Below are 13,225 nucleotides of genomic sequence, written 5' to 3'. Positions count from 1 at the left end.
GTTGAGCAACCCCCTGCGAGAGGGAGTACTTCACCCTCATCAACACACCCTAGTCCTTGCGAACGAACTCAAGCCCGCGCTCCAGGTGGAACGAGGCAGTGCCGTTCTGGAATTCCATCGTGCGCTTCTCATCAGCTTCCAGTGAGCCGCGGGGCTGACCTGTAAGGAAACCCCAGGCACCTTCCGGCCCCCCGTGCTTGCGGTAGGAGGTGAGGAAGATGTCTCGGGTCAGGCCAATGGTCTTTCGCTCGCCGTCGGCCGTCTCGAAGGAGGTAATGACACCGTTCTCGAACTCTTGGTAGATGCCGCCCCCGTTTGCGGCCGTCTCGACCCGCTCACCGAGCGGCTTGCCAAAGCGGTCTGGCTTCTCGAGGTAGACCTCGGCGAAGTCACCCACGATCGGGAAGCGGCCGTCCACCGCGTTGGATCCGCCGGCAGCACCATTGAGGTGAAGCACGGCCTCTTCGATGGGGCCGTCGAAGACCATCTTGCCCTTCTCGAGCACGATCCCGCGCTGACAGAGCCGCCGCACCTGGTCGACGCTGTGGCTCACGATGAACATTGTCTTGCCTTGCTCGCGCATCTCGAGCATCTTGGCATCGCACTTCTTGCGGAAGGGAGCATCGCCGACCGAGAGGACCTCGTCGACGAGGAGGACGTCGACCTCGGTGTGCACCGCAACGGAGAATCCGAGGCGGGCGTACATGCCCGAGGAGTAGCGCTTCACCTCAGTGTCGATGAAGTCGCCGATCTCCGAGAACGCGAGAATGTCATCGAACTTCTCGTCGGTTTCCTCTTTCGACATGCCGAGGATCGCAGCGTTGAGATACACGTTTTCGCGGCCGGTGAGGTCCGGGTGGAAGCCAGCACCCACCTCGAGCAGTCCGGCGATCCGACCGCGCGTGCGCACCCATCCGGCATCGGGGCGATACACGCCGGAGAGCAGCTTGAGCGTCGTGGACTTGCCGGAGCCATTTCGGCCCATGATGGCGATCGACTGCCCCTCGGGCACCTCAAGGGTGAGATGGTCGACCGCATTGAAGCTCGTTGAGAGTTCCTTACGCTTAAACGACGCGATGAGAGACTCTTTAAAGGAGTGCGTGTGGTTGATCTTGAACGACTTGCAGACGTCGTTGAAGATGATCGCCGGGCGGTTCGCCGACGTCTCAGATGCGCTGGGCAAAGGAACCCTCCAGCTTCCGGAATACGAACTGACCGATGAAGAGCGTCGCGACGGAGAGCAGCACCCCGAGCCCGATGTTGAAGGGGAGATCTCCGGGGCGGGCGACGTCAGGGGCGAGCGGCAGCCAGAACGCGTTGTGGAACAGTTCCACGGCCGTCGTCATGGGGTTCGCCATGTACCCGCGGTAGAGCCAGTACGGCGCCCGCTCGTAGACCATGGTCCACATGTACAGGACGGGCGAAGCCCAGGTCGCAAACATGAGGATGAGGTCGACGAAGTTTCGAGCGTCCCGGTATGCGACGTTGATTGCGCCGAAGAACAGGCCGAGCCCGAGGCCGAACACGACGATGATGAGGACGCCAAGAATGAACGCCCCGATCTGCAGCCAGCCGATGGTCCAGCCGAAGATGATCGAGACGACAAGGAGGAGCGCCGCCTGCGGGAGGAAGTGTACGACGGCCACGCCCACGGCTGCGACCGGAAACAGCTCTCGCGGCAGGTAGATCTTCTGCACGAGCGCCCGGTTGTCCGTGATGGAACTCGTCGTGTTGCGAAGCACCTCGCTGAAGAGGTTGACCGCCACGATGCCGGCGAAGAGATAGATTGGGAAGAGCGGGACGTCCTTGTGCGCGCCCATGATCACACCGATCACGAGGTAGTACATGAGGAACTGCGCCCCGGGTCGTACGTAGGACCACACCCACCCGAGGACCGACCCGTAATAACGAGTCGCGATCCCCTTCTTCAGGAGGAGCGAGAGCAGATACCTGTGACGGAAGACGTCAACGAGTCCCTTGCTCTTCCCCGGGGTGTCGTATTCCGGGTCGGAGAGTGCTGCGTGCTGTGCCACGGCCAGAATCCTACCCCTCCTGCGATTCGTGATTCTGGGACCGCAACGGAGTCTGCAGCGCGATCGAGCGAGCGAGCTCCGTAATTTGGCGATCCTGTGCGCTCTGCTTTCGCGCGTTGCTGAGCATGTGGCCGATGAACGCCACGAGGAACCCGTAGAGCAGCAGGTCAGCTCCTCGGCCGACACCGACGCTTCTCGCAAGGTCATTGATGATCGCCGGGAATAGGACGGTGACGATCGCTGCGGCGAGGAAGACGAGCATCGTGAGTGTGCGAATCGCTCGGGTGCGGGCCGAGCCACCACTACGGAGCAGGAGCGTGCCAAACACGACGAAGGCGACGATGAGGAGCGCTTTGATGATGAACTGATCCATGGGTCCCTACTTGATGAACAGCTCGCTCAGGATATTGACCGAGTTCCAGAGCGACTGGCCCTTGGCTCGCGAGTAGTCGGTGTAGATGATGTGGACCGGCTCCTCGGCATAGCGCAGACGGAGTCGGCCCATCTGCGCAACGATCTCGCTCGCGTGCGCCATCCGATTCTGGCGGATCCGGATCCGGGTGGCGGCTGTACGGTTGAGTGCACGGAGTCCGTTGTGTGCGTCCGTCAGCTTCACGCCGGTTGAGATCCGCTCAAAGAGGACCGCAGCGCGGAGCACCAGCTTTTTCAGCAGTCCGGGCTTGGTGCGACCGTCCAGGAAGCGTGAACCGACGACGATGTCGAGCGGTTCGTTCCGGAGCCGCTCGACCATCCGTAGTGCGTCTGAGGTCTGATGCTGCCCATCAGAGTCGAAGGTGACGAAATACTCCGCGCCCGGCTGCGCAACCGCGAAGTCGAGGCCTGTCTGCAATGCGGCGCCCTGCCCGAGGTTGATCGGGTGCTTGAGCACGACAGCGCCCCCCGCGAGCGCCTCGGCAACCGAGTTATCCGAGCTGCCATCGTCGACGCAGACGACGTTCGGGAAGGTCTCCCGAGCCTGTTCAACGACCGCGCGAACGACCGTGCCCTCGTTGTAGAGCGGAACGATGAGCCAGGTATCCGCGCTGGCGGGCCCAAGCCCCATACGGTGCATCCTTCGGTTGGTCACTTCTCGTCAGAGACTCCAAGTGTAGTTGCGGAATCTCTCAGAGTGGCGCACACGCCCGCGAACTGGCGGGCGCGGGCAGGCCAGGTCCACTCATCTATGAAGCCGTCAGGGGCAGGATCACCGGGGCTCTCGAGTGCCTCGCGGAGCGTAGCGACGAGCGAATGCTGGTCTCGCGAGGGAGCGATTGAGACGGGCGCGCCGTGGTCCTGTAGCGTGCGCGCGCCGGGAACATCGTAGGTGACGACGCGGCCGTGCTCGGCTAGAGCTTCGAGAAGGGTGGTCTGGAAGCCTTCGGACAGTGTCGTCGGGTTGACGAGCGTCGCTCCTCGCACGGAGCGTCGCACCTCATCCTGCGTGACCCGTCCGCGAATGGTCGCGCTGTCCTGCAGGCCGAGCCTGTCGACGAGAGCCTCAAGCGCTGCACGATCAGGGCCGTCGCCGAGCACCTCCGCGGTGACATTGTGGCCCTCACGTTGGAGCTCCGCGACCGCAGAAAGAAAGTCGCGCCATCCCTTGCCTGCGACCAGCCGGCCGACGAACACGAGGTGGTTCGGCCGATCCCCCGAAGGGGTCGAGCCCTGGCCCGCGGTATCTACGGGGGTCGGGTCGATCGCGTTATACAAGACCTGGGCATCAACATCCGCGAGCTTATGGACAAATGCGACGACGTTCTCGGACACTCCGAGTACCCGGTCCGCGCTGCGGAGCACCGCGCGCCCGAGGGTGAAGTCGACGACTCGGCTCGCGATCCGGATCACCGCGGAGTCGCTGCTGACGTGATCACTGCCGTGCTCCGTGTGCACAAGCGGCAGCCGCGCCCGCCGGGCGGCGCGGGATCCGACGAAGCTCATAGGGAAGAAGCGCGTGTGCACTGAGACCACGTCGACGCGCTCGTCGCGCAGGAGCCGGGTGAGGCGTCTGCGCGTGCCGGGCCCGGGGAAGCCCAGGATGTCAGCGACCCGGAAGTGCTCCGGAAGGGTGAGGACACGGACCCCACCGTCGGACGACCAACCGGGCTCCGTTCCGAGGGTCACGACGAGCGGCGAGTGTCCCTGCCTGGCGAGTTCCTTCGCAAGCGAGCGCACGTGCAACTCCACCCCGCCCGTGCGGGGCGGGTAGTTGTTGACGACGAATGCGATTCTCAGCTCAACCTCCTGGATTCAGTGGGCTCCTGCACCATCGATACTAGGGTGAAGGGGGTCAAACCCAATCGCGGAGGTGCAACGTGCGGATACTCTATGTCGTCACCGACGCAGATATCGGTGGTGCTGAGCGTCTGCTCGCTCTCCTCGGAAAGCATCGGCACAGCGAGGACACGGTGAGGCTCGTCGTGCTCATGAGCAGGGGCACTCTGAGCGATGAACTCGAACGCTCGTTCGGCGATGTCGTGTACCTGGACACCCCGCCGTCGTCTCGGAACGTGTTCAAGATGGTGGGACAGCTGCGCGCGCAGATCCGGCAGTTTCGGCCCGACGTGGTGTCATCGCACCTCTTCCACGCCGATCTGGTCTCAGCACTGAGCTTCTGCAAGATGCCGCTCACCACGACCGTGCACACGCACGGCTTTGGCGAGAGTGACCACCCGCTGACCAAGCTCATCGCCCGAGCCGTGGGTCTCCTGTCGTTCAGATTCGCCAGCGTCATCCCGTCGAGTGACAGCGCCGAGATGCGTCGCTTCGTGGCTCAGCTCGGGTTCAAACGGGTGTCGGCGCCGATCCTGAACGGCTCTGAGCTGCCGGCGGAGCCGGGATTCTCGCCCCGGTCGAGGGCGTTCCTGTCGATTGCGCGCAACCATCCCGTCAAGGGACACGACGTCCTGTTCGGCGCCTTCGCCGACGTCGCGGACGAGGTTCCCGATTGGGAGCTTCGCGCTTACGGCCCGGGCGTCACCGAGGACGATCCGCGCATGCGCGAGCTGCTCCGCGCCGCAGCGGCCGAAGAGCTCGTGGAGGCTGGCCGGATCCGATTGCTGGGGCCCACGAGCGAGCCGGATGAGGCGCTTCGTGGGGGCGCCGCGCTCGTGATCTCGAGCCTCTACGGCGAGACCTCGCCGCTCGTCGGTTCAGAGGCAGCCGGCCAGGGAGTGCCCGTGATCACGAGCAACATCGGCAATTGCGCCGCATTTGTCGACGATCCGCGCTTCGCCGTGCCCGCGGGGGACCGCCAGGCACTGGCTGCGGCGCTGCGTGAGTACGCGCGGCTGTCCGACGAGGAACGCATGCACCTCAGCGGCGAGGCGCGCAAGCGAGCGGAGCGCGACTACTCACCAGCCAGGGTCAGCGACTCCTATCGACGCGTGTTCGCAGGGCTCGTGGCGAAGGACACCAGCAGGTGAGCCAGGGCGTGCTCTCGCGCACCATCGTGTCGACGGCCGGCATGGTGGTGCAGGGCGCTGCTCGCTTCGTGTACACCCTCGCGATCGGCAGGATCGTTGGCAAGGAGAGCCTCGGTGAGGTGAGCACGATTCTCTCGCTTGCCGTCTTCGCCTCACTGTTCTGGCCGGCCGCCGCCGGCGTCGCAGCGTCGCGCTTCATCCCCAGCCAGGGTGCCCGTGGCTCGGCGGTGCGCTGGCTGAAGCGGAGTCTGCTCGCGAGCGTCAGCGTGCTCAGCGTGCTCTCGGTCGTGGCGGCGATCGCAATGGATCAGGATGTGGCCCAGGCAATCGGTGCGGCGGCGCTCGTCATCGGCTACTCGGGGTACGTGTTCGTGCGCGGCGTGCTGCTGGGCGCTGACCGCATTGTTCGGGCAGCGGTTATCGACCTGATCACCTCGTTCGTTGCGATCGGGGCGCTCCTGCTCGTCCTGCTGGGCAAGCTCGACTGGGCGCTGCTCCTCCCTCTCGCACTGGGCTACGCCGTGTTTGCGGCGATGAGCTGGCCGGTCACCGACCACGGGGTCGCGTTGCCCGACCGACGTGAGAGCCGCGAGCTGTTCCTGTTCACCCGAGACTCGGCGATTTCGCTCGTGGCGACGGGTGCCCTGCTGCCCGCGACGATGATTCTGGTCGGCGCGACCGAGTCCAAGACTGTTGCGGGCATCTTTGCCGCTGGGCTCTCGCTCGCGACACCCGCGAACCTCGTCGCGCAGTCCGTCAATCAGGTTCTCGTCCCGCATTTCGCTCGAATGGTCGCCGCGGGCGATAGGACGATCCGGCGCTCTCAGCGGCGGCTCCTCGCCGTCACGTCGCTGGGCTTCACCCTCGTGTTTGGCCTGATCATCCTTCTCGCGCCCTGGATCCTTGGCCTCTTCTACGGTCCACGGTATGCCTCAGGGGCCCTGAGTATGCAGGTGCTGCTCCTGGCGGTGTGGCTCATGTCGGTGATGTCCGTGCCTGGCGCTTACCTCGTCGCGGTCGGTCGGCAGCGGGTGTATGCCCGGATCTGGCTGGTGTCGACGATCGTTGGGCTCGCAGTTATGGCGGTGGCCGCTCCGTTCCTGGGCCAGTGGGGCGTACTTGCGGGCTTCACCCTCGGCGCAGCGGGCGGGTCCATCGCGGTCGTCATCGCCGGGCTGGTTCTCTCCCCGAAGGCTCGCCTGGCCCCGTCCGCAGTTCAGTGAAGACAGCCTAGAATCTACTTTCGGACCGCGCGTCAACCATGGCGCGCCAATGGGTAGGGGAGCGACCGAGACATGAGCCACCTGAAGCGAATACTCGCGTGTTCGGCAATTGGGGTGCTCTCCATGCTGCTGCTCGGAGCGTGGGCGCTTTCTTCGCCCGTCGGTGCAACCCCGGACGAGGATTTCCACCTCGCCAGTATCTGGTGCGGCAGCGGAGAACGCGAGGGACTGTGCGGTCCCGGATCGGTTCCGGAGAACCGCGCCATTCCCGACAAGATCGAGGAGTCGATCTGTTACGCGCACGACGACACCGAGAGCGCTGCCTGCCAGGGGCCGAACTTCCAAGATGCGGGATTCGGCCTCACCGACACGCGTCGTGTCAATTCAGATACTCAGTACCCGAGCGGCTATTACTTCTGGTCCTCGTTGCTCGCGAGCGATAATCTCGCACTCTCAACGATCGCGCTGCGCTTCGCGCACGCGGCCGTGTTCACGGTCCTCGCCATCTCGCTCTGGCTCCTGCTGCCCCGCGGCAACAGGCCAGGGCTGCTCGGCGGGATTGCGCTCACCTTCGTGCCACTCGGGCTCTTCCTCATTCCCTCGGTCAACCCGAGCGGCTGGGCGATCGCGTCCGGTGCGCTCCTCCTCCCCGCGCTCGCCGGGTATTTCCGCTCCTCCGGGTGGCGGATGTGGGCGCTCGCGGCGTTCGCCGTTCTCGCGGCGCTGATGAGCCTCGGCTCGCGCGGTGACAGCGCCGCCTACACGGTCGTAGCCGCCCTCGCCGCATCGGTGCTCTCGTTCGAGCTGACGCGCGGGTTTTGGCTGCGGGCGATCCTGCCCATCGCCATCGTGGTGTCGGCGGGGGTCGCGTTCCTCTCCGCCGGGCAGACCGGCCTCGCGCTCGAGGGCATGACGCAGAACGGCTTCGACTACCTCAACCCGGGAGAGTTGCTGATCGAGAACATCCTCGCGCTCCCCGAGCTTTTCGTTGGCGTGCTCGGTCAGAGCTTCGACGGCACCGAGTTCACTGGACTCGGCTGGCTCGACACCCCACTGCCGGCCACCGTGTGGGGCCCCACGGTGATCGTGTTCGCCGGGGTCGTTTTCGTCTCGCTCAAGTGGATCGATTGGCGGCGAGCCGTTGCCCTCGCCGGGGTGGGCGCGGCCGCGGTTGCGGTGCCGCTCTACATTCTGAGCACGAGCCACGTGCTCGTGGGGTACCAGGTGCAGCCGCGATACATCATGCCGCTCATCACCATGTTCGCGGTGGTAGCCCTCACGCCCTCGATCGTGGCCCAGCGCGCGGGGATCGGGATCCCGGGCCTCACCCGGTTCCAGTCCTGGATCGTGGCCGCACTCCTGAGTCTCGCGAACGCCATTGCGCTCTTCGCCAACATGCGCCGCTACACCTGGCCGGGCAATTTCAACCTGAACGGTGGGGATTGGTGGTGGAACGCCGGGCCCTCGCCGATGATGACGCTTGGGATCGGCGTGCTCGCGTTCGCCGTTCTCGCCGTGATGCTCGCCGAACTCGCCTGGCGGAACCGCTCCCGACAGGAGGTAGAGGCATGACCCGCGTGACGGCGCCCACCGGCGCGAGGGCCGGAAGCCCGATCATCGGAGCGCTCATCGCAGGAGTGCTCCTGCTCCTCGGGCTCGGCGCATGGGCCATCGCCTCGCCCGTCGGCTCCAGCCCGGACGAGGACTTCCACCTCGCGAGCATCTGGTGCGGGGACGGGGAGAGGGAGGGCCTCTGCGCGCCCGGATCCGAGCCGGACACCCGGATGATCCCGGACAACATCGAGGATGCAATCTGTTTCGCCCACGAACCGGGGGAAAGCGGTGCGTGCCAGGGCGAAGGTTTCCTCGACGGTTCGTTCGGTCTCGCCGAAAGCGACCGTGTGAACGGTGACGGACTCTACCCCTCCGGGTATTACTTCTGGACCGGGCTCCTCGCGAGTGACAACATGGTTGTTTCGGTGATCGCGATGCGATTCGCCCAAGCGTTCCTGTTCACGGCGCTAAGCATTGGCCTGTGGCTCCTCCTTCCGCGCCGCAACCGTGCCGCCTATGTCGGCGCGATCGTCTCCACATTCATCCCGCTCGGCGTGTTCTTGATCCCGTCCATCAACCCGAGCGGCTGGGCGATCGCCTCCTCCGCGCTCCTCATCCCGTCGCTCGTCGGGTACCTCACCGAACGCGGCTGGCGGAGCCTGGCGCTGGGCGGCTACGCGGTGCTCGCGGTGGCGCTCGGACTCGCAGCGCGGGGCGACAGCGCGGCCTACACGATCATCGCGGTGCTCGCGGCTCTCGTGCTGACGTTCGAGCTGACCCGAGGCTACTGGGTGCGGGCCGTACTCCCGATCCTCATGGTGGTCGCGGCGGCCGTGGCCTTCCTGAGTGCAAACCAGACAAGTTCGGCTCTCGGGGGAGGCATGGCTCTGGATGGTGCCGCGGCCGTACCGAAGAAGGCACTGCTGCTCAACAATGCCATCGACCTGCCGGAGCTGCTGCTCGGCGTGCTCGGTCAGAACTTCGAGCGCAGCCCATACACGGGCCTCGGGTGGCTCGACACACCGCTCCCCGCGCTCGTCTGGGTGCCGACCACGCTCGTGTTCGGAGGCGTGCTCTTCGCCTCGTTCGCGCGGATGGACCTCCGCCGTGCGATCGCGCTCGCCGGCGTCGCACTCGCGACCGTGGGCATTCCCATGATCCTGCTGCTGCAGAACAACGTGGGCGTCGGCTGGCAGGTGCAGCCTCGCTACATCATGCCGCTCGTCGTCATGCTTATGGCGACCGCACTGACTCCCACCGGTCGCGGTGAGCGAGAGGCCATCCACGGCACGGGCATCGACGCCAGGGCACCGCTGTTCGGGATCCCGCAGCTCTGGGCCGGCGCTGCGCTGCTCGCGGTCGCGAACTCCGTCGCCCTGTACACCAACATGGTGCGCTACGTCGCGCCAGGAGAGATCGGCTTCGGCTCGATCGACTGGTGGTGGCGCGTGGGGCCCTCGCCCACCGCGGTGTGGGCGATCGGGTCACTCGCCGTTGCGGCGCTCCTGGCTCTCGGCGCGTGGCACGGCGGGCGCGAGATCGCGGCCGAGCGCGGCAGTGTGAACACCCGCGCCGACGAGCGGGCCGACGACGAGCGCGACGACAACTCGCAGCTCCAGACTGCCGAGCGGGGCGGCGAGCAGCGCGACTGAGATCGCTGCCGCGAGCAGCCAGCCGGCAGCGAAGAGTGTGTGCCGGGACGCCGCGAGCACGGCCGAGCCCGTGGCGGTAAGGATCCCGAGGCAGCCAGCCGCGGCGACGAGACCCGCGAGGGTGAGCGGGGCGAGCACGAAATCCTCTCCGAAGAACAGGCGCAGGAGCGGAACGCCCCACAACCAGGCCGCCGCGGCGAGCAGGCCACCGGCCGCGGCGATCCCGAGCACGAGCTTCGAGAGGAACCGGCCTCGGCCACCCCGGAGACCTGCGAATCGAGCAATGAGCATGCTCTGGAACGCGGTGAGAGGGACGAGGATCGGTGCCCTCGTGAGTGTGAGGGCCAGGATCACGCGACCGAGCTCGTCCTGGTCGGTGCGTGCGAAAGCGCTGATGAAGACTGGGAAACCGTTGATCAGTATCGCGGAGGCTACTGAGGCGGCAATGGTTCGGGCTACGTTCTGGGACAGCGCGGTTGCGGTCCCGGGAATCCTTGAGCGCGCTGTGATTGCGTGAAGGTTGCCGAAAAGTACGATCCCGAGCGAGATCGGGAAGGGCAGCGCGACGGCCCAGGCGAGCGCCTCACCGCCGAGCCCGAATCCGAGCACGATCCCGATGAGCACGAGGCGGATCACGCCGTCGAGCAGGGCGAGGAGCGCAAACGGCCCCCACGTGCCGCTGCCCGCAAGGATGCCGTTCGTCGCCGCGACCACCGCGTACGCTCCGATCGCAACCGCGAGAGGAATCCCCCACATTTCCGTTCCGGGGCCGAGGAGTTGACGCGCCCACAGCGGACTCGATACGGCGATGAGGAGGAGGAGTGCCGCGCCGAGCACGAGGGAGAATCGGAGCACGGAGACCGAGCCGGACCTCGCGGCGCTCGCCGGCCCGTCCTCGTGCTCGGAAGCGGCGCGGTGACGCTCCGCGGCCGCGGCGGCCGAAACGCCCCGGGTTGACTCCTGTTGCACGCCGAAGAGCACGGCGACCACCATGAAGAGTGCCGCCCAGTACACCATGAACGGCGCAGATCCAGCGGCGCCGAGCACTCTCGCCACGACGAGCAGGATGATGAAGCTGCTCGCGGCCGACACGACCGTCGACCCGAGCACGAGCATGGCGCCGGATCGGCCGCTACGCCCCTGTGGCGCGGCAGAAACCGCGGCGGGATCCCGTCCTGCCGATTCGCTCATCGGGGGCTCACCAGGGGGCTGACTCTAAGATGGAGAGAACGCATCCCTGCAATTATTGCAGGGCCGAGGAGAGGGGCGATGGGTTGACCATCGACATTCTGATGCCCTACTACGGGGATCCCGAGCAGCTGCGAGAGGCCGTCCTGAGCGTGCAGGCGCAGCGGGATGGCAACTGGCGGCTCGTCGTACTCGACGACCGCTACCCGAAGTGGGACGCGGAGCCGTGGGTGCGGGGTCTCGGAGACCCTCGCATCGTGTTCGAACGAAACCCGCAGAACCTCGGGGTGAGCGGATCCTTCAACCGCTCGATCGATCTCGCGGAGACCGAGTACGTGACGATCATGGGCTGCGACGACCGCATGCTGCCCGACTACGTTGGGACGGTGCGGGCCGCGATTGAGCGCTTCGGTCACCCGTCCTTCGTGCAGCCTGGGGTGCGTGTGATCGACGGGTCGGGGGCGCCGGCGTTCCCGCTCGTCGACCGAGTGAAGAGCTGGGTGCGCCCGCGCGTGTCTTCCGGCGGTGCGCTCCTGCGGGGGGAGCCCGTGATGACGACCCTGCTGCGGGGGGACTGGGCCTACTTCCCGTCGATCTGCTGGCGGCGCGACGTGCTCGAGCGGCACCGCTTTTCGAAGGAGTACGAGATCACGCTCGACCTGGTGCTGAAGACCGACATCCTGCTCGAGGACGGCGACCTCGCGCTGCTCTCGGAGCCGGTGTTCGAGTACCGCAGGCACGCGGAGAGCGCCTCTTCCTACACCGCGAAGGACGGCACCCGATTCGATGAGGAGCGGGCCTTTTATCGCTCGGCCGAGCCTCGGCTGCTGGCGAAGGGGTGGAAGCGGGCCGCGCGCGCCGCGCGCTGGCGCATCACCTCACGTCTGAACGCGTTGACGAAGCTGCCCTCGGCGCTCTTCTCCCGCTCGGCCGAGGCGCGGCGGACGCTGCTGCGTTACGCGTTCGGCAGGTGACGGATCCTCGGCCGAGAGGAACTATGATGTCGGATATGTCTGCCTCCCCGGAACGCGTCCTCATCGTGATGCCTGCGTTCAATGAGTCGGAGGTCATTGCGAGCGTCGTGGAAGAGGTACGCAGCACGCTCCCCGGGGCAACGGTGCTCGTCGTGAACGACGGATCTCGTGACGACACGAGCGCGATCGCCCGCGGAGCCGGAGCCCGAGTGCTCGAACTCCCGTTCAACCTGGGCGTGGGCGGGGCGATGCGCCTCGGCTTCAGATACGCGCGTGACAACGGCTTCCCTGTGGCCGTGCAGCTCGACTCTGACGGTCAGCACAACCCGGCGGACGTGCCTGCGCTCGTCGCGATGCTCGACCTCGGCAGCGGAGAGGGCGTCGATGTCGCCGTGGGCGCGCGGTTTGCAGGCAGCGGGGACTATTCCGTGAGCGGGCCTCGGAAGTGGGCGATGCGGTTCCTGTCTTCGACGCTCAGCACGGCGCTCGGCACGAGCCTGAGCGACACGACCTCGGGATTCAAGGCCCACGGTCCGCGCGCGGTGGATCTTTTTGCGCTCGACTACCCAGCTGAGTATCTCGGCGACACGATCGAGTCGATGGTGATCGGGCACCGCTCGGGCCTCCGCTACGGGCAGCTCGGTGTGACCATGCGCGAGCGCGCCGGTGGCACGCCCTCGCACAATCCGCTCAAGTCGGCCATCTATCTCGGCCGGGCTTTTCTTGCCCTCACGATCGCGTTCATGCGCCCCAAGGAGAAGGAGAGGCCCACCGCATGACGGTTGCCAGTTACGTACTCGGCATCGCGTCAGCGCTGCTCGTCCTCATCATCGTCTTTGAACTGCTGCGTCGGCGCCGGCTGCGAGAGCGCCACACGCTGTGGTGGATGATCGCGGGTGTGCTCGGACTCGTCCTTGCGATTTTCCCGCAGATCGTCGAGGAAACGGCTCACGCGCTCGGCGTCGAGGTTCCGCTCAACCTGGTGTTCTTCCTCGCCATTTTCGTGCTGTTCATGGTGCACCTGCAGCAGTCGAGCGAGCTGACCCGCCACGAGGAGCGCACTCGCGTGCTGGCTGAGCAAACGGCGCTGCTGGAGGATCGGATCCGGCAGCTTGAAAGCGAGCGCGAGACCCGCGAGGGCGAGTCGCCTCAGCAGTAGCGCGCGGGGCGCCGGCTGAG

Annotated in this window: 12 protein-coding genes; 7 read left to right on the top strand and 5 right to left on the bottom strand. The window is 66.2% G+C overall.

Translation table 11 applies throughout. The annotated features are described in order from the left end of the window. Positions 1–49 precede the first annotated feature (49 nt). From ACOPJ3_RS13490 to ACOPJ3_RS13470, 5 genes are read right to left on the bottom strand one after another with little or no spacing between them, the layout of a single operon-like run. The gene (locus ACOPJ3_RS13490; protein ID WP_427869677.1) at positions 50–1,183 is read right to left on the bottom strand and encodes an ATP-binding cassette domain-containing protein; all 1,134 of its coding nucleotides are present in this window, start codon (positions 1,181–1,183) and stop codon (positions 50–52) included. Further along, the gene (locus ACOPJ3_RS13485; RefSeq protein WP_427869676.1) at positions 1,167–2,033 is read right to left on the bottom strand and encodes an ABC transporter permease; all 867 of its coding nucleotides are present in this window, start codon (positions 2,031–2,033) and stop codon (positions 1,167–1,169) included. The genes ACOPJ3_RS13490 and ACOPJ3_RS13485 overlap by 17 nt, the downstream gene beginning before the upstream one ends. Positions 2,034–2,043: 10 nt before the next feature. Beyond that, positions 2,044–2,406 carry a DUF2304 domain-containing protein gene (locus ACOPJ3_RS13480; RefSeq protein WP_427869675.1) on the bottom strand — a complete coding sequence of 121 codons (363 nt, stop codon included), beginning with the start codon at positions 2,404–2,406 and terminating at the stop codon, positions 2,044–2,046. A 6-nt stretch (positions 2,407–2,412) separates the two neighbouring features. After that, positions 2,413–3,096, bottom strand: a complete 684-nt coding sequence (locus ACOPJ3_RS13475) for a glycosyltransferase family 2 protein (protein ID WP_427869674.1) — start codon at positions 3,094–3,096, stop codon at positions 2,413–2,415. Between the two features lie 20 nt (positions 3,097–3,116). After that, on the bottom strand, positions 3,117–4,259 hold the full coding sequence (locus tag ACOPJ3_RS13470; protein ID WP_427871237.1) for a glycosyltransferase family 4 protein: 1,143 nt from the start codon (positions 4,257–4,259) through the stop codon (positions 3,117–3,119). Positions 4,260–4,345: 86 nt separating this feature from the next. Between ACOPJ3_RS13470 and ACOPJ3_RS13465 the strand changes: the two genes are divergently transcribed. The 7 genes from ACOPJ3_RS13465 (at position 4,346) to ACOPJ3_RS13435 (ending at position 13,205) form a co-directional block, all read left to right on the top strand. Beyond that, a complete protein-coding gene (locus tag ACOPJ3_RS13465; RefSeq protein WP_427869673.1) occupies positions 4,346–5,455 on the top strand; it encodes a glycosyltransferase in 1,110 nt (369 codons plus the stop codon). Beyond that, positions 5,452–6,678 (top strand): lipopolysaccharide biosynthesis protein, encoded by a 1,227-nt coding sequence (locus ACOPJ3_RS13460; protein ID WP_427869672.1) that lies wholly within the window; start codon positions 5,452–5,454, stop codon positions 6,676–6,678. The genes ACOPJ3_RS13465 and ACOPJ3_RS13460 overlap by 4 nt, the downstream gene beginning before the upstream one ends. Positions 6,679–6,750: 72 nt before the next feature. Beyond that, a complete protein-coding gene (locus ACOPJ3_RS13455; protein ID WP_427869671.1) occupies positions 6,751–8,250 on the top strand; it encodes a DUF2142 domain-containing protein in 1,500 nt (499 codons plus the stop codon). Beyond that, the gene (locus tag ACOPJ3_RS13450) at positions 8,247–9,884 is read left to right on the top strand and encodes a DUF2142 domain-containing protein (RefSeq protein ID WP_427869670.1); all 1,638 of its coding nucleotides are present in this window, start codon (positions 8,247–8,249) and stop codon (positions 9,882–9,884) included. The genes ACOPJ3_RS13455 and ACOPJ3_RS13450 overlap by 4 nt, the downstream gene beginning before the upstream one ends. A gap of 1,274 nt (positions 9,885–11,158) precedes the next feature. Further along, positions 11,159–12,046 carry a glycosyltransferase family 2 protein gene (locus ACOPJ3_RS13445; protein ID WP_427869669.1) on the top strand — a complete coding sequence of 296 codons (888 nt, stop codon included), beginning with the start codon at positions 11,159–11,161 and terminating at the stop codon, positions 12,044–12,046. Between the two features lie 35 nt (positions 12,047–12,081). Further along, a complete protein-coding gene (locus tag ACOPJ3_RS13440) occupies positions 12,082–12,825 on the top strand; it encodes a glycosyltransferase family 2 protein (RefSeq protein WP_427869668.1) in 744 nt (247 codons plus the stop codon). Continuing rightward, positions 12,822–13,205 carry a DUF2304 domain-containing protein gene (locus ACOPJ3_RS13435; protein ID WP_427869667.1) on the top strand — a complete coding sequence of 128 codons (384 nt, stop codon included), beginning with the start codon at positions 12,822–12,824 and terminating at the stop codon, positions 13,203–13,205. The genes ACOPJ3_RS13440 and ACOPJ3_RS13435 overlap by 4 nt, the downstream gene beginning before the upstream one ends. The last annotated feature ends 20 nt before the right edge of the window (positions 13,206–13,225 follow it).

It is taken from the genome of Leucobacter luti, assembly GCF_050310065.1.
Lineage (GTDB): Bacteria > Actinomycetota > Actinomycetes > Actinomycetales > Microbacteriaceae > Leucobacter > Leucobacter luti_B.
This window is presented reverse-complemented; position numbering and strand designations above follow the sequence as displayed.